This is a genomic window from Paenibacillus sp. sptzw28, assembly GCF_019550795.1.
Taxonomy (GTDB): domain Bacteria; phylum Bacillota; class Bacilli; order Paenibacillales; family Paenibacillaceae; genus Paenibacillus_Z.
On the sequence record NZ_CP080545.1, the window covers coordinates 4,066,870 to 4,082,604 of the forward strand.

The following is a 15,735-nucleotide window of genomic DNA, read 5'->3' on the forward strand; positions in this document are numbered from 1 at the left end:
ACGATTAAGCCGGCTTCGACTCGCCGTCGGGATCGCCTGCGGTAACATCGATGCCGAGCAAGCTGCGGAATCGGTCGCCGCTGAGCGTCTCTTCCGTCTTCAGCACCTCCAGCGAACGCAGGAACACTTCCTTCTGCTCACTGAGCATCACCTTGACGCGGCTCATTAACTCGTCGAGTATGGAGCTGTTAACGATCGCCCACTTGTCTGGAGTCATCATCGAGCTGTCGGTGATCCCAAGCTCGGTCAATCCCGACTCGACCATCGAACGGACAATGCTCATAGCCTGGTCGAAGTCTCCCCGTGAGCCTGTGCTGCGGTCGCCGTAGAACAGCTCTTCGGCGGCGGCCCCGCCAAGCGCTACCATAATTTGCTCCTCAAGAAACCGCCGCGTATACAAGTAGCGGTCCTGCTGGGGATTGTGGCGCACATAACCGAGCGCCTGTCCGCGCGGCAGCAATGCCACCTGCGAGACGCTGCCTGGACGTACAAGCTCAGCCATGATCGCATGACCCAGCTCGTGAAGCGCAACCCGCTCCCGCTCTTCCTTGGTTGCTTCGCGGTCAGTCCTCTCTCCCATCATCACCTTATCGATAGCCATCGAAAGATGACGCTGCGAAATCGATTCGCTTTCTTCACGCATAGCGTAAATAGCCGACTCGTTCATAACGCTCTCAAGCTGCGCGCCGGAAAACCCAAACGATTCCTCGGCGATTTTCTCAAGATTGACTTCCTCTTGAAGCGGCTTGTTGCGCGCATGAATTCGCAAAATATGATCGCGGCCCTTCTTGTCGGGAAGATCAACTGTAATATGACGGTCGAACCGGCCTGGACGAAGCAGCGCGCTGTCCAATATTTCCTTGCGGTTGGTAGCCCCTATAAGTAAAATACGGGGCTTCTCCGAGGTATGAATGCCGTCCATTTCCGTAAGAAGCTGGTTCAGCGTCTGGTCATACTCTTTATGCTGGCCGCCATCGCGTTTGCCGCCGATGACATCGATCTCATCGATAAACACAACCGCGCTTTTTTTGTCCGCTTTCGCAGCCTTCTGGCGCGCTTCCCTGAACAAATCGCGGATACGGCTTGCGCCTACGCCGACATACATTTCGACGAACTCCGAGCCGGATGCGGCGACATACACCGAATCCGTATAATGTGCCGCCGCCTTGGCCAGAAGCGTCTTGCCCGTTCCGGGAGGACCCGCCAGCAAAATACCCTTCAACGGCCGGATGCCGAACTTCGTAATCCGCTCTTCATGAACAAGAAAGTCGAGCGCCTCGATCAGTTCCTGCTTTGCCCGTTCCTGACCCCCGATCTCGTCAAAGGACAGGGGGGCCGGCGGTCTCGGCTTGCCTTTCCGCTCTCCGCCTACAGCGGCGAGATTACCGCGCGACCGGACGAGATATAGCGCCCCGCCGATCAACCCGGCGAAAAGCAGAACCGGAATCATATTAATACCAACAAATATTTGCAAAAACAAGATCAGGACCGGAATAAAACCGATCGCCATTTCTTTCGCATAATTACGCATTAGGCCATACCCCCAACTGCTCCGGTTTGCGCGGCAGGACGATATGCTTGGCGGAATCGCCGTCAACCAGTGTAATGTATACGTTCACGTCATCCATTTCGGATGATGCTTGCACGCCTTTAAACTGCTGTTCGACCCGTTTCATTGCGGCCGGAATATCCGAGTAGTTACGGTGATCCATCGCCTGCGCAACATCGAAGAGCACCGAGGACCATACGTCGTTTAGCCGTTTTTGATCAGGACTCTCATCAATCTGAAGCTTTAGCTCCCGGCTCCCGATGATAGATCCTCCTTCACGGGCAATCGTATCATAAACGTCTCTGACGTCAGCATTCTTATCGAGTTTAAGCTCAATTGTTACCGTATCGCGACTGATAACCGGCTTCGCTTCTTTAACTCCCGGCACTGTCGCGGCAATTTGTTCGAGCGGCTTCACTGTGGCGACATTTCTATAAATATACCATCCGCCGACAAGTATGATTGCAGACAGAACTGCGGTAATGACAACCGGTAACCACCGTATTTGCATGGCGAAAATCTCCCTTCGAAAAAATTGTTGCTACACTTTCGTCTACCAACATCCGCTATACGAAAGTATATCACGAAATCAAGCCAGAAGGGACGTGTAATAAAAGGCAACACGAGGCGCCATTCTCAGGCGCGCTTATCGTGTAAGCCGATAAAACGAAATTTTCAGGAGGGGAGTTTATACGTGACGATAAACGCCCCATCTTGAAATCTGTAAAAATCGTAATAATTGAGTACCCCGGAAGATTGCTTGCGCGAATAAAAAATTTCCCATACCGGTTCGCCGCCCACCATACCGATTTCCATATGGCGCAGCTTGGCATCCGGCTTCGATTTCAAGAAATGATTCTTCATCTCGACCTTGGTGAGTCCGTCCTTCGCTTTAATCTTGACGGGCCCTCCTTTGTTCAGCCATACGTAAGCATCGTCTCCGTCCGTATCGGTTCCTTCTACAATCCATACCGTTTCATCCCATACGAATTTGTGAGAGTCTGCCGCTTTCTTCAGCAGTCCGGTCGCCAGCGCCTGAGCTTCCGCCGTACGCTCTTCCTGCCACAGAGGAGATTCAACGGAACGGTAGAATGCATTTAGGCCGATAAGTGCCAGAATTACGCAGAAGACGGCAAGCGTCGTCCATTTTGCAGCCGTCATGAAGGCTGGTTGTTTTCGGCGGCCCGCTCGCATCAAGTATTCAACAGCCTTTCATAACACCGCTGCGCTTCCGCCCGGATTTTCTCCTCGTCCATCAACAGGCAGCTGCCGTTATGAACCACCTGCCGACCGTCGATCCAGACGTGCTTTACGTCGCGGCCCGACCCCGAATATACGAGATGTGAAACAAAATCGGTTTGCGGATAGAAATGAGGCTGTTCGGTGTCGACGGCAATAAAATCCGCTTTCATCCCTTCCTGCAGCATTCCGATCCGATCATTCTGCCAGACGGTACGCGCGCCGTATACGGTTCCCATCTTCAGTGCTTCCCAGGCAGGCACGACGGTCGGATTACCCGATACACCCTTGTGGATCAACGCCGCCAACCGGATTTCATCGAACAAATCAAGGTTGTTGTTGCTTGCTGCGCTGTCGGTACCGAGCGATACCGTTACGCCGGCTTTAAGCAGCTCCGGCACGCGGGCGACGCCGCTTGCCAGCTTCAGGTTGCTGGCAGGATTGTGCGAAACCGCCGCCCCCCGCTCGGCGAGCAGTGAGATTTCCTCGTCCGTAAGATGAACGGCATGGGCTACGAACGACGGCCGGGAGAAGAACCCCAGCTTATCCAGGTGCTCCACCGGACGACAGCCGTAATCGTCCACATTCTGCTGCACTTCGGCAGCCGTTTCGGACATATGGGTATGCAGAGGCACATCCAGTTCATGGGCTGCATCAACAACGCGTTCGATATAATCGGGCGGGCAGGTGTAAGGAGCGTGCGGCGAGAGCATGGCGGCAATTCGGCCTTCGGCTTTACCATTCCAATCCCGTACAAACTGCTTCGCTTCCTCGAGCTTGGCGTTTTGCACGTCCACCGGGCATAAACCGATGACGCCTCGGGTAAGGACGCCCCTCATTCCCGACTCCTCCACCACCTGGGCGACGATATTCATCCGGTCATACATATCGACGAATGTCGTAGTCCCGGATTTCAGCATTTCGATAACGGCAAGCGAAGTACCGTAGCGGGTATCCTGATCGACATATTTCGCTTCCATCGGCCACATCTTCTTCTCCAGCCACACCTGCAGCGTTTGGTCGTCAGAATAGCCGCGCAGCAGCGACATTGCCGCATGGCCATGCGTATTAATAAGGCCCGGCATGTAGAGAAATCCCCGGCCGTCTATGCGCTGTGCGCCTTGTGGAAGCGGGTTCGGCGGCTCTTCACCGAGATACAAAATTCGGTCGTTCTGAACGACCATATGCCCTTTCAACACGGGGCGCTTCTCATCCATTGTTACAAATGTGCCGTTCTCAATCCACAGCCGGTTCATCCTCGTCGTCCCCTTCTTTATCCAAATAATAGGCTAAGCTTAGCAGCTCCGTTGTGAAATCCGCATAATGAATCCGGACATGGTCCGGCACACGCAATATCGTCGGTGCGAAATTCAATATCCCTTCAACGCCGGCTGATACAAAACGGTCCGCCACACTTTGAGCCTCGAAAGCGGGAACGGTAATAATGCCCACCCGAATATTCCGCTTTATCACGACATCCTTCAGCTGATCCATCGGCAGTATAGTCAAGCCGTTGATCGACGTACCCACTATCGATCTGTGAGAGTCGAATACAGCCGTAATTTTCATATTATCCTTCAAATAGGTGTTGTAATTGCAAAGCGCCCGCCCCAGATTTCCGGCGCCCACGAGGCCGACATTAAGAGGCTGGTCAAGCTTGAGAATTTGCCTGATTTTCTCGATCAGATAGGTCACGTCGTAACCTATGCCCTTGCGCCCGAACTCTCCGAAATAGGCAAGGTCCTTACGTATTTGCGCCGGATTCAGATTCAGCTTGTTGCCAAGCTCCTGCGAGGAAACCGTTTGAACATCCCGTTTATGCAAGTCATTAAGCACCTGCAAATAGACGGGGAGTCTGCGTACGACCGCTTCGGATATTTTTTTCAATTTTCCATTCCCCCTTGAGCTGGCGATAACCAATCCCTGATCCTTGGAACGATCTGCTCCAAATGCATATGCTCAATTTTAGGTCCGGGCAGCGAATATAGAAAATATTTTCCATAGTACGTATCGATAACGCGCGTATCATAAATGAGAACGATCCCGCGGTCGCTGGTCGTGCGTACAAGCCGGCCGAAGCCCTGCTTGAAGCGGATGACCGCCTGGGGAATGGACAGCTTCATAAACGGATTTTGCTTTTGCTCCTGCAGCAGCTCGGATTTCGCCTCCACCAGCGGGTGGTTTGGCGGCTGAAAGGGCAGCCGCACGATTGCAAGACAAGTCAGAGCATCGCCCGGAATATCGACCCCCTCCCAGAAGCTGCTCGTCCCGAGCAGAACAGACGCCGCCTGCTGCTGAAACCGCCGCGTCAGCTTGCTGCGGTTGCCGCTGTCGATGCCTTGACCGAGCAGCTGAATATTGCTCGGCTCTAACGCTTCTTTCAGCGGATCGTAGACCTGCCGCAGCATGCGATAGGAGGTGAACAAGACAAGCATTCGGCCTTTCGTCTCAATCGCCGCTTCGGCCAGGGACTTCACGAGCATCTCATTGAACAGCGGGTCGCCGGCGGCACCCTTGAGCACCGGAAAATTACGCGGTATCACAACGAGCGCCTGTTCGCGGTAATTAAACGGCGAAGGCAGCTGCACCGTCTTCAGCCTTCCCGTCTGTTCATCCTGCTCCAAGCCCAGCTGCTCGCAGGCGTATTGGAACGATTTCTGTACCGACAGCGTAGCGGAAGTAAGGACTACACTCTTCTTCGTTTCAAAAAAATAGGTGCGCAGCTGCTGGCTTACGTCCGCCGGAACCGCGTAGAGATGTATCGATTTTGCCCGTATATTATTATTCGCTTCAAGCCAATAGACCATCTCCGGTTTGTCCGCTTTCATAAATTGACGGAGTTCGTCTCTGGCCCGGGCCAAATCCTTTACCGTGCCGCTTAAATCGGTCACAAGCGCGGCAATTCCCGTATCGTCCAGTTCATCCCTGATTTCGGCAAACAGCTTGTCGAGCGGCCGGATGATCTGGCTCAGGTAGCCGTTCACGACCTCCTCGACCGCCTGGGCTTCCGGCCATTTGCCCGGCAGCCTGCCGCTGCGCAGACGAAGAACAAGCTGATTCGATTCCCCGGGCGCATCCTGGGAGGTGCCGGCGCCGGCGCTTCCGCGGTCGCCGCCGCTTCCGGCAAATGCGAACAACAGCTCGAAGAGCCTGTCCCATTCGTCCCTCAGATCGCCGAATACCGGAACTACTTCGTCAATCTGCTCCCGCCACTTGGCCGTGCGCTCCATATCCTCATTTCCGAGCCTGTACTTTAATTGCACGAGTTGGCCGTTACGGGCGTCTTTACACAGTCTGCCTACAGGCTGCTGTACAGTATAATAGGATAATTGCGTGCCAAGATGCTTGCCCGCGACTTCTTCCAGATGGTGGGCCTCATCCACGATAAGATGGTCGTAACCTGGAAGCAGGCGGTGATCGGCGCGTATATCGGTGAATAGCATGGAATGATTCGTTATAACCACATCCGCCAAGTTCGTCTCCTGCTTGGCCCTATGGTAGAAGCAGCGTTTGAACCACGGACAGCTCCGATTCAGGCAGGAATCCGCGTCGCTCGCGACCGTCCCCCAAAAATCGGCGCCTTTATTGCCGAAGTTCAGCTCCTCCTGATCACCATGCTCCGTCTCACTCAGCCATACGACCATTTGTGCTGCCGTGATCCGGTCTTCCACAGGCGAGCCGAAATCTCGTGAAAGAATTTTGCCTTCATATTTGCGCAAGCATAAATAGTTGCCGCGTCCTTTGAACACGGCCGCCTTAAACGGATAGGGGAGTACGGAGTGCAGAAGGGGCAAATCCCGGTGACGGAGCTGCTCCTGCAGGTTAATCGTATGCGTACTGACGACTATCTTCTTGTTGTGCTGGACACCATAATAGAGCGCTGGAACAAGATATCCGAGCGATTTGCCTGTCCCTGTTCCTGCTTCAATCAGTAAATGGCGGTCGTTCTCGAAGGCATCGATCACTTCCTGAAACATCATGTTTTGAGGCTCACGCTCTTCATGACCCGGATTCGTGAGGCGTATGCCATGTTTAATATGCGTCAGAAAGTCATCGAACGACCAATCGGTTACCGATTCTGCTTCCCCGGCCTCGCTTCGCGGCGGCTGTTCCTCCGTCCACTCGCCGGCTTTCATCGCGAACTGCCGGAAGTAAGTAAATGCATTAGAATCAATCGAGGTGACGGACTCCTTATGAATAACCATTCGTCCGATAAACCAAGCCAAATCGTCCAGTTCGTCGCTTAAGAGATCGGTCAGACGCTGCAGAGTAAGAAGCGGCAGCTGCTCCAACTTCTTATAGCACTCGATAAACAGCTCGGCGGTAGCCATTGCATCGCTGTCGGCACGGTGATGCTGATCATGGTCGATGCCGAACAGCTCCGTTACCGCTCCGAGCTGATACGTTGTAAGTGTAGGATACAGCACTCTGAGCAAATCGATCGTATCCAGCCTTCGTCCGGCAAAGGGCATGTAACCGCAGCGATCAAGCGCCGAGCTTAAGAACCCCGCGTCAAAACCGACATTGTGCGCCACCAGAACGGCATCGCTGAGAAGAGGTATAAGCTCCAGCAGCACATCCTCAACAGGCGGCGCATCTTCGAGCATCGACTCGTCAATGCCGGTTAATTGCGTTATAAAAGGCGGTATCGGTATCGACGGCTTTACGAACGTATTATATGTCCTGACGATCTGCATAGCTTCATCAAGAACCACAAGTCCAACCTGTATCATTTCATCCCCGGCGCCATGTCCGGTCGTCTCTAAATCCAGTACCGCATAATTCATCCGGCTTTCGATCCTCTCACAAAAAAACTAAAGCTGCCCGCTTCCGAAATATAAGGATAAGTGGCCTGCATTTTGCTGCTGGCACGACTTGATATTGGAAAGCGGATCGGCAAAATCAGGGTCGGCTTCGTGCGCTTTTTCGAAATAACGCTCGGCCTGCTCCAAATTCATTCGGACAGCCTGTATGCAGCCCAGGGCATTAAGGCCAAGAGCCCGCCACTTTGGATGGTCCGTCACTTCCACAAGCAGCTGAAAATGGCGCTGCGCCTCATGCCATTCCTGCAGATGCATGAACGTCATTGCCAAAAACAATCTTGCGCAGTTATCATCAGGCGATTGATGCACGGCCTCCTGGAAATGATCGGCAGCTTCGCGGAACATGAACAGCTTGAAGTAACCCTGTCCCTTCATCATGGACTGCTCGCGCAGAGCTTCTGCGTCAAGCGCGGACTCGGCTGCCGCTTGAGCGGCGCACGCATGAATCGGCTTGGGCTGAGTGCCCTCACTCACCGGTTTATGAACGTGTGTCCCCGACTCATAAGACGCTGCCGAATGCTGCTGCGCAAGCTGGCCGCTCTGCAGATCGCGGAAATCGGCCATTTTCTCCTCAAACTGCAGCCATTGCTCAATAAAGGTTTCGCTAAACTGCCTCAGAACGGCGAGCTGCTCATCGTACTGTTTTGTTTGATCGGCGCTGGCATGCGGATAATGTAAAATGATTTCGTCAAGCACTTCGTGCATTGCCCCGAATACATGCTTAAACATCGCCTGCATCCCACCTTCACTTTGATGATCGTGAATTGTTATGCTCATTCTTTGCCCCGGCATCTGTTTTCATACTCCATGCCAGAGGTTATACAGGGATGGCACGACAAAAGCCGGATGGGTCCGCTACAAAATGGTGGCATGTATTTCTTCGGACAGCGTTTGAACGGGACGATTGGCAGCATCCATTATAATAACTTTCGGCTTGTAGGCCCGCGCTTCCTCCTCGGACATCATGCCGTAGGCAATAATAATGACATTATCTCCAGGCTGCACCAGCCGAGCGGCAGCCCCGTTCAAACAGATGACCCCGGATCCGCGCGGACCGGGAATGACATAGGTTTCCAGCCTGGCGCCGTTGTTATTGTTTACAATCTGGACTTTTTCATTGGCCCAAATATCGGCAAGCTCCATTAGCTCCTCATCAATCGTTATACTGCCCACATAATTCAAGTTCGCTTCCGTAACGGTTGCCCGATGAATCTTCGATTTCATCATCGTTCTGAACATGACTTTCACCTCCGTACCCTTCCATTAAACGGTTATCAATAAGCCTTGTGCGGCCGAATTTGACGGCTAGCGCCAAAATCAGCGTATCCGGATAGCGGGATAAATCGGTATCCGGCTCCGGCTCGGTTAAATCCGGGTACTTCAGAAGCTCTGCGTAGTCGATCTCCGCAAGCGGCGCCCGCCCAATGGCTTTTCTGACGAGGTCAGACAATTCCCCGGACTTGATGCCGGGCTGCCGGATCCAGCTTTTAGCCTCTGACAGCGTCCTTGAAAGCACAACAGCCTGGCGGCGTTCCTCTTCGTTCAGATATACATTGCGCGAGCTCATCGCAAGCCCATCAGCTTCACGCACCGTATCGCACGGCACAATCTCCACCGGGAAATTCAAATCGTTCACCATCCGCTGTATAACGGCGATCTGCTGAGCGTCCTTCATGCCGAAATACGCACGGTCCGGCTGCACAAGATGGAAGAGCTTGCTGACGACCGTACCGACTCCATCGAAATGACCGGGCCTTGACGCTCCGCATAAACGGTCCGTCACATCGCTCACGAGAACTTTGGTCAGCGGCTTGACCGGATACATCTCCGCAGCGGACGGCATAAACACCAAGTCAATACCATTTGCTTCGGCCAAAGCAATATCCCGCTGCTCATCCCTCGGATATCTGTCAAAATCTTCACCGGGTCCGAACTGAAGCGGATTAACGAATACCGTTAATACGGTATACCCGCACTCGGTCCTCGCCCGCCGCATAAGACTAGCATGCCCTTCATGCAGAAAGCCCATCGTCGGGACGATGCCGACAAGTTCTTCCGGCGCTTGCAGGCGGCGCTTGGCCAAATGCTCCTTGAGCTCGCGAATTGTCGTACAAACAATCATTGGAACCCGGCCTCCTTTTCGCTCTCCAAAGGAGAATTGCGGCCTTCCTCTGCAGAATTGCCGCCGTACAGCTGCCTTATTACTTCCTGCTCCATCGGAAAAGCATGCTCCTCCTGCGGAAACGCCCGTGACTTGACGTCCGATACATAAGCGCCGATGGCCGTTCTTACAGTAGTGCCGATATCTGCGTAAGTTTTCACAAACCGTTTCTCGCGATAAGGCGAAGCATACTGCAATATATCATGATAGACCAGCACCTGGCCGTCGCATCCGCGCCCTGCGCCGATGCCGATAGTTGGAATCGACAGCTGCGATGAAATGGCTTCGGCCAGCGGCTCAGTAACCAGCTCCAGCACGATGGCAAACGCCCCCGCTTCTTCGAGCGCCTTAGCGTCCTCGATCAGCTTCTTGGCTTCCTGCTCCAGCTTCCCCTGTACCTTATAACCCCCGAGCTGATGCACGGACTGGGGGGTCAGCCCGATATGGCCCATCACTGGAATGCCGGCCCGCACGCAGGCCGCGACTTCACCCGCAATTTCAGCGCCGCCTTCCAGTTTAACGGCGTGGGCATATCCTTCCTGAAGCAGCCGCGCAGCGTTGCGCAGCGTTGTTTCTTGTCCCAGCCTGTATGTCATAAACGGCAGATCAGTGACAATAAACGTATTTGCCGCGCCTCTTGCAACGGCTCTTGAGTGATATACCATGTCATTCAATGTCACCGGAATCGTCGTATCATAACCAAGCACGACATTGCCGAGCGAGTCCCCGACAAGTATTACATCGATACCCGCTTCCTCGGCCAGCTTGGCGGATGGATAATCATAGGCGGTCAGCACCGAAATCGGCTCGCCGCTTTGCTTCATCTTCTTCAGCTTCGTAATAGTCAACGGTTGTTTCATTGCTTCGTCCTCCTTGTATGGACCCAAATTGATCCGAAGAAACACCAAAAAAACCTTTCAGCCAGCCGCTAAAAAGGTCCAATCCACAAAGGAACGTCCAGCTAACTTTCGCGAGCTTCCTTCTGTCTCGGTCCCTAACGGCTCAGAGCAGAGTACGCACTGCCATGCAAAAGATATCATTTAACCGGTTATGCTTTGTACCCGTAGGTGCGGTTCCTGTCGCGATACCGCCCCGGATGACAAATCTTGCTGAATGATTCGAGTATAGCAAATAATTGCCGCTCCGTCTATGAACGCTTATTCCGACGGAACTCCCATCTCGGCGGAGAATACGGGAACGATAATTCCGTCACTCTGCTCAACGAGAAGCGCTCCTCTCTCGTCCAACCCGATAGGCGTTCCTTCAATCGTTCCGCCTGGCGTTATGAGCTTTGCAGGTTTATGCAACGTCACCGATAACGCTTCCCATAATGTCTGAATGGGTGCAAATCCGCTCTGCCGGTAAGCGGCGTACAGCTGCTCGAATTGACTGACGAAAGCGGCGATAACCTCGGCCCGGTCTACAGGATGGCCAAGAACGATCCTAAGCGAAGTGGCGGCTCCCCGCAGCTCGGCAGGATAGTCTTCATCCTCAAGGTTAACGCTTATTCCGATTCCTGCTATCACATATCGCAGCCTGTCTTCCTCGGCGGTAGACTCCAATAAAATACCGCTGATTTTTTTGCCGCCAATCAGCAAATCATTCGGCCATTTGATGCCGATTTCCAAAGGTGCCAACGATTTTAATCCGCGGCACAAAGCAACCGCCGTCAGCAGCGTCAGCTGCGAAGCAAACTGCAGCGGTATGTCCGGACGAAGCACCAAGCTCATCCATACGCCTTTGCCCATAGGCGAAACCCAGCTTCGACCCAACCTGCCCCGACCGCTTGTCTGCTGCTCGGCAATTACGAGCGTTCCTTCGGGAGCTCCTTCTTCGGCAAGGCGCTGCGCAATATTTTGCGTCGAATCTACCGTATCGAGCAGCTTGACGGACTGAATGAAGGATGTATCGCGCAGCTTGTCCAGAAGCTCCGGCAGTATAAGCCTCGACGGCTTACCGGCCAGGCGATAGCCCAATCTGCGGGACGCTTCGATCGTGTAGCCGAGCGATTCCAGTTTTTTGATTTGCTTCCATACTGCCGTACGGCTTACTTTGAGGTCCTTACTGAGCGCTTCACCGGAAAGATAGCTGCCTTCATGCTGCTCCAGCAGTTCAATAATACGTTTATTCATATGGACTCCTTAGAATGTACCGGATCCGCCGCACTTACGCCGGTCGGACACAATTTGCAGTAAACGATTTCTGTCATTGGGCAAGTCGCCGAACGCAACAGCGCGGAGAATGTCGCAAAGAAGCTGCCCGAGCCATGGTCCCGCCGGTTTGCGCAGCAGCCGCAGCACATCCGCGCCGCTAATCGCAAGCTCTTTGAGCGACGCTGCCTGGACTGACTGAAGCTCATCCGACAGTTTGTCTAACAGAGCCGACAGCTGCCCATCAACAGGTACATATTCCTTCTCCATCTCCATTGCCGCAAGATCAAGTAAGAATGGAACAGCGTACATGATGCGCAGCCATGAAGCTGAGGAAGACTTTCCTTCTTGCAAAATAACGTTAATCCAGTCTCTATGAAGCTGTCCATCCTCCACATTTCCGCGCTTCAAGCTGGCGATAACCGGCCTGCCCATATGATTGTGGAGCCTGATCACCGACTGGAGGCGGTTGGAGCGGGCGGAGGAGAAGCGGATAATATCGAACAATTCTCCCGATTCTTCGTGCGTCATGCCTATCGCAAGACATAGAGCCGCCCAGCGCTCGTCGGTGTCGCTCAAACCGGCTATGCCTTCCACACCCGATACGTCCGGACGCTTACATGCTGCTGTTCTGCAGCGCATCTTCTTCCGCTTCCTGTCTGCTGTACGGACCAGCGCATCCGGCAGCGGCTGCTTCGTATGCTTCAGCAGTCCGCTTGCTGCCATCCACGCCGCGGCCCGCTGCGGATTGGCTCCGCTTATCATTTTGTCGAATTCCGAACCGATCCGCTCCATTGCCACGTGCGCAAGCAGTCCTTGATGGCGCCTCAAAGCTCTCCACGTACCGATGCTGATCCGCATCCGAAACTCGGCAGCAAACCTGACCGCCCGCACCATCCGAAGCGCATCCTCCTGGAACCTTGCATCCGCATCGCCTACACAGCGCAGTATACCCCGGGTAAGGTCCTCTTGGCCCCCGAACGGATCGATGATCGATCCGTCCGCACGCATCGCCATAGCGTTGATTGTAAAATCCCGCCGGAGCAGGTCTGATTCCAGATCGGAAACATATTCGACCTTGACTGGCCTGCGAAAATTCTCATATGCGGACTCCGTGCGATAAGTCGTCACTTCGTATGTCCGCCCCTCATAAATGACGGTTACCGTTCCGTGCTTCAATCCGGTCGGAATCGTATGCGGGAAAATCGTCACAACCTGATCGGGCGGAGCGGATGTGGCGATATCCACGTCCTTCAGCGCCCTTTCCATAACGGTATCGCGGACGCAGCCGCCGACAAAAACCGCTTCGTATCCATGCTGTTCCAGCAGCTGGAGCACAGGGAGCGCATCAGTCAGCGCCTTATTTAAAAGCATCGCTTCTCCCCGCTCCCTTCGTCCGAATACTTTGGTTATACCGCTCAGATGCCGCGTGCCCCATAACCGTATCGTTATTCACATACCGGAAGCGGAATTTCCGCCTCGATACCAAGGACTCTATAGTAAATGCGTTCGTATTCGGCAGTAATAAGATCGTTGCAAAACTGGGTGTGCGCCCGGTAGATGCAGGCCTCTCTGAATTGGCGGTAGAGACGCTCGTCTTGAAGGAGCCGTATCGCGTTAGCGGCCATATCTTCCGTATCGCCGATCGGAGAGAGGTAGCCGGTCTCGCCATGTGCGACCAGCTCAGGTATACCGCCTGCGAACGAACCGATTGTCGGAACGCCGCATGCCATCGCTTCGAGTGCCACAAGCCCGAAGCTTTCCTTCTCGGACGGGAGCAGCATCAAGTCGGCTATCGATATGACATGCGCCACATCGTCCTGCTTACCGAGAAAATGCACCCGGTCCTCAAGACCCAATTCGCGGATTTTATGCTGCACCTTTGGAAGATCCGGTCCTTCTCCGACAAGCAGCAGTCGGCTTGGCACCTCCGCCGACACTTTCGCGAAGACGTCCACGACGTCGCCGACCCGTTTCACCGGTCTGAAGTTGGAAATGTGCATTAAAATTTTCTCGTCCTTGCCTACAAAGTCGCATTTCAGCGAGGCGCAATCCCGCGGGTAATATACTCTTTTATCAACAAAGTTATACGTTAAATCGATCTCCCGGTCGATTTCCAGCAGCTCCCGCGTTTCCTTGATCAAATCGTTAGAGACGGCGGTAACGGCATCGCTCCTGTTAATGGCAAGACGGATCAGGTCTTTCAGCGTTTCATCCTGCGCGAGCACCGTAATATCGGTACCGTGCAATGTTGTTACCGTCCGCAAACCGTCCCCGATCATTTCCTTTGCCAGGTGTGCGCAGATGGCATGCGGAACCGCATAATGCACGTGAAGCAGGTCAAGCTTCTGCATTTTGGCTACCTGTGCCATTTTGCTGGCCAACGATAAATCATAAGGCGGATAACGGAAAACGTAATAATCGTTCACTTCTACCTCGTGATAGAAGATGTTTTTATGAAATTGGCCGAGGCGGAAGGGCATACTGTGAGTTATGAAATGAATCTCGTGGCCTTTCTCCGCAAGCAGCTTCCCCAGCTCCGTCGCTACAACGCCGGAACCGCCCAATGTCGGGTAGCAGGTGATACCGATTTTCAACCGTCTTACCATGAATTACACCCCCAGTTGTACAGCGTTTTGACAAATATATGCCGCTAGCACACCGAACCTGCCTACTAGAATAAACTTACCCTATGTGGTCGCTTTATGGCAAATCCTTCGGCGAATGCCCACCCGCGAGTTTGGCCCAGCAGCAAATCGCGCGCTTCCACGCGCTCGATATAACGGTCGGTAAGCGGCGTGCTCACCCGGTTCTCTCCTTGGCCCACAGGGGCGAACTGGGAACGGTATGCACGGAGCGCGTTCAGCTTTTGCTCATAATGCTCGCTAATATCTACGATAAGCGATACCTCGCTGCTGTCATTGATAAAATAGAAATACAGCTGCTCTACCGCAACCGGCGGCAGCTCCGGCAAGTAATTGCGAAGCTTGGCGTTGAACACCGCAGCTTCCACCAGGCGGCTGCAATCAATATGATCGGGATGCCGGTCAACCCAATAGGGAGCAAATACAATCCGCGGATGAAGGCGGCGGATTTCCCGAACGACCGTCTCAATCTGCTCCGCAGAGCCTGTAAGACCGCGATCGGGAAGCCCCAGATTGGAACGGCCGGATAAACCAAGCACCGCGGACGCTTCGGCAGCTTCCTGCCGCCTCGTTTCCACGGTGCCGTTCGAAGACATCTCGGCCCCAGTCAAATCGCAGATCGCTGTGCGATAGCCTGCATGCGAGTGTTTTGCCAGCGTACCGCCCATTCCGATCTCTACATCGTCGGGATGGGCACCGAAAGCAAGGATATCCGTCATCGCCATTACTCCTGTACTCCCGGTTTATATTTATGTACCAGCTCGCGCCAGGCGAAATCCCCCCGCTGCAGCGCTCTGACCAGCAGCTCGCCGGTGGCTACGTTTGTAGCGACCGGAATGCCCTGCACATCGCAAAGCCTGAGCAGGGCGATGATATCGGGTTCGTGGGGCTGCGCCATAAGCGGATCGCGCAGGAAAATAATCAAGTCCATTTCATTCTGAGCGACGAGCGCCCCGATCTGCTGGTCTCCGCCGAGCGGCCCCGACATAAAGCGGTGGATGGATAAGCTTGTTTGTTCCATGATCCGCGTTCCCGTTGTGCCTGTGGAATAAAGCGTATGGCCCTGAAACACATATTCATAGGCAATTACAAAGTTTACCATCTCTTCTTTTTTCCGATCGTGCGCTATAAACGCAATGTTCATTCTTGTCGTTCTCCTCTCTCGAAT

General features: G+C 53.8%; 15 protein-coding genes. All 15 read right to left on the reverse strand.

Annotated features, from left to right (window positions below; genetic code table 11):
- Positions 1-4: 4 nt before the first annotated feature.
- The 15 genes from KZ483_RS18540 to KZ483_RS18610 all read right to left on the reverse strand — a co-directional run bounded on the left by KZ483_RS18540 (position 5) and on the right by KZ483_RS18610 (position 15,711).
- The gene (locus KZ483_RS18540) at positions 5-1,531 is read right to left on the reverse strand and encodes an AAA family ATPase (protein WP_220349047.1); all 1,527 of its coding nucleotides are present in this window, start codon (positions 1,529-1,531) and stop codon (positions 5-7) included.
- Positions 1,524-2,060 (reverse strand): DUF4307 domain-containing protein, encoded by a 537-nt coding sequence (locus tag KZ483_RS18545; RefSeq protein ID WP_220349049.1) that lies wholly within the window; start codon positions 2,058-2,060, stop codon positions 1,524-1,526. Before KZ483_RS18545 ends, KZ483_RS18540 begins: the two co-directional genes overlap by 8 nt.
- Positions 2,061-2,224: 164 nt before the next feature.
- Positions 2,225-2,710 (reverse strand): cell wall elongation regulator TseB-like domain-containing protein, encoded by a 486-nt coding sequence (locus KZ483_RS18550; protein ID WP_220349050.1) that lies wholly within the window; start codon positions 2,708-2,710, stop codon positions 2,225-2,227.
- A 32-nt stretch (positions 2,711-2,742) separates the two neighbouring features.
- On the reverse strand, positions 2,743-4,044 hold the full coding sequence (locus tag KZ483_RS18555; protein ID WP_220349052.1) for an amidohydrolase: 1,302 nt from the start codon (positions 4,042-4,044) through the stop codon (positions 2,743-2,745).
- Positions 4,025-4,675, reverse strand: coding sequence for a redox-sensing transcriptional repressor Rex (locus KZ483_RS18560; protein WP_220349054.1), 651 nt, complete (start codon positions 4,673-4,675; stop codon positions 4,025-4,027). Before KZ483_RS18560 ends, KZ483_RS18555 begins: the two co-directional genes overlap by 20 nt.
- A complete protein-coding gene (gene dinG / locus KZ483_RS18565; RefSeq protein ID WP_220349055.1) occupies positions 4,672-7,575 on the reverse strand; it encodes an ATP-dependent DNA helicase DinG in 2,904 nt (967 codons plus the stop codon). The genes KZ483_RS18560 and dinG overlap by 4 nt, the downstream gene beginning before the upstream one ends.
- A gap of 27 nt (positions 7,576-7,602) precedes the next feature.
- Positions 7,603-8,340 carry a tetratricopeptide repeat protein gene (locus KZ483_RS18570; protein ID WP_220349057.1) on the reverse strand — a complete coding sequence of 246 codons (738 nt, stop codon included), beginning with the start codon at positions 8,338-8,340 and terminating at the stop codon, positions 7,603-7,605.
- A gap of 126 nt (positions 8,341-8,466) precedes the next feature.
- Positions 8,467-8,850: an aspartate 1-decarboxylase gene (gene panD, locus KZ483_RS18575; protein ID WP_220349059.1), complete on the reverse strand. Its 384-nt coding sequence runs from the start codon at positions 8,848-8,850 to the stop codon at positions 8,467-8,469.
- Positions 8,765-9,733: a pantoate--beta-alanine ligase gene (gene panC / locus KZ483_RS18580; RefSeq protein ID WP_220349060.1), complete on the reverse strand. Its 969-nt coding sequence runs from the start codon at positions 9,731-9,733 to the stop codon at positions 8,765-8,767. The genes panD and panC overlap by 86 nt, the downstream gene beginning before the upstream one ends.
- Complete coding sequence (gene panB / locus KZ483_RS18585; protein ID WP_220349062.1) at positions 9,730-10,632, reverse strand: 3-methyl-2-oxobutanoate hydroxymethyltransferase; 903 nt, start codon at positions 10,630-10,632, stop codon at positions 9,730-9,732. The genes panC and panB overlap by 4 nt, the downstream gene beginning before the upstream one ends.
- Before the next feature lie 297 nt (positions 10,633-10,929).
- Entirely contained in the window at positions 10,930-11,904 is a 975-nt protein-coding gene (locus KZ483_RS18590; RefSeq protein WP_220349063.1) for a biotin--[acetyl-CoA-carboxylase] ligase, read from the reverse strand.
- A 9-nt stretch (positions 11,905-11,913) separates the two neighbouring features.
- Positions 11,914-13,296 (reverse strand): CCA tRNA nucleotidyltransferase, encoded by a 1,383-nt coding sequence (locus KZ483_RS18595; RefSeq protein WP_220349065.1) that lies wholly within the window; start codon positions 13,294-13,296, stop codon positions 11,914-11,916.
- A 74-nt stretch (positions 13,297-13,370) separates the two neighbouring features.
- On the reverse strand, positions 13,371-14,531 hold the full coding sequence (bshA, locus tag KZ483_RS18600; RefSeq protein WP_220349067.1) for an N-acetyl-alpha-D-glucosaminyl L-malate synthase BshA: 1,161 nt from the start codon (positions 14,529-14,531) through the stop codon (positions 13,371-13,373).
- 65 nt (positions 14,532-14,596) lie between these two features.
- A complete protein-coding gene (bshB1, locus tag KZ483_RS18605) occupies positions 14,597-15,286 on the reverse strand; it encodes a bacillithiol biosynthesis deacetylase BshB1 (RefSeq protein ID WP_397376118.1) in 690 nt (229 codons plus the stop codon).
- Positions 15,287-15,291: 5 nt separating this feature from the next.
- Positions 15,292-15,711, reverse strand: coding sequence for a methylglyoxal synthase (locus KZ483_RS18610; RefSeq protein WP_220349071.1), 420 nt, complete (start codon positions 15,709-15,711; stop codon positions 15,292-15,294).
- Positions 15,712-15,735 lie beyond the last annotated feature (24 nt).

Excerpts from the sequence above, each read along its gene's own strand:
- KZ483_RS18540 (WP_220349047.1), bottom strand. The coding sequence starts at position 1,531 with ATGCGTAATTATGCGAAAGAAATGGCGATCGGTTTTATTCCGGTCCTG.
- KZ483_RS18545 (WP_220349049.1), bottom strand. The coding sequence starts at position 2,060 with ATGCAAATACGGTGGTTACCGGTTGTCATTACCGCAGTTCTGTCTGCA.
- KZ483_RS18550 (WP_220349050.1), bottom strand. The coding sequence starts at position 2,710 with ATGACGGCTGCAAAATGGACGACGCTTGCCGTCTTCTGCGTAATTCTG.
- KZ483_RS18555 (WP_220349052.1), bottom strand. The coding sequence starts at position 4,044 with ATGAACCGGCTGTGGATTGAGAACGGCACATTTGTAACAATGGATGAG.
- dinG (WP_220349055.1), bottom strand. The coding sequence starts at position 7,575 with ATGAATTATGCGGTACTGGATTTAGAGACGACCGGACATGGCGCCGGG.
- KZ483_RS18570 (WP_220349057.1), bottom strand. The coding sequence starts at position 8,340 with ATGTTTAAGCATGTATTCGGGGCAATGCACGAAGTGCTTGACGAAATC.
- panD (WP_220349059.1), bottom strand. The coding sequence starts at position 8,850 with ATGTTCAGAACGATGATGAAATCGAAGATTCATCGGGCAACCGTTACG.
- panC (WP_220349060.1), bottom strand. The coding sequence starts at position 9,733 with ATGATTGTTTGTACGACAATTCGCGAGCTCAAGGAGCATTTGGCCAAG.
- panB (WP_220349062.1), bottom strand. The coding sequence starts at position 10,632 with ATGAAACAACCGTTGACTATTACGAAGCTGAAGAAGATGAAGCAAAGC.
- KZ483_RS18590 (WP_220349063.1), bottom strand. The coding sequence starts at position 11,904 with ATGAATAAACGTATTATTGAACTGCTGGAGCAGCATGAAGGCAGCTAT.
- KZ483_RS18595 (WP_220349065.1), bottom strand. The coding sequence starts at position 13,296 with ATGCTTTTAAATAAGGCGCTGACTGATGCGCTCCCTGTGCTCCAGCTG.
- bshA (WP_220349067.1), bottom strand. The coding sequence starts at position 14,531 with ATGGTAAGACGGTTGAAAATCGGTATCACCTGCTACCCGACATTGGGC.
- bshB1 (WP_397376118.1), bottom strand. The coding sequence starts at position 15,286 with ATGACGGATATCCTTGCTTTCGGTGCCCATCCCGACGATGTAGAGATC.
- KZ483_RS18610 (WP_220349071.1), bottom strand. The coding sequence starts at position 15,711 with ATGAACATTGCGTTTATAGCGCACGATCGGAAAAAAGAAGAGATGGTA.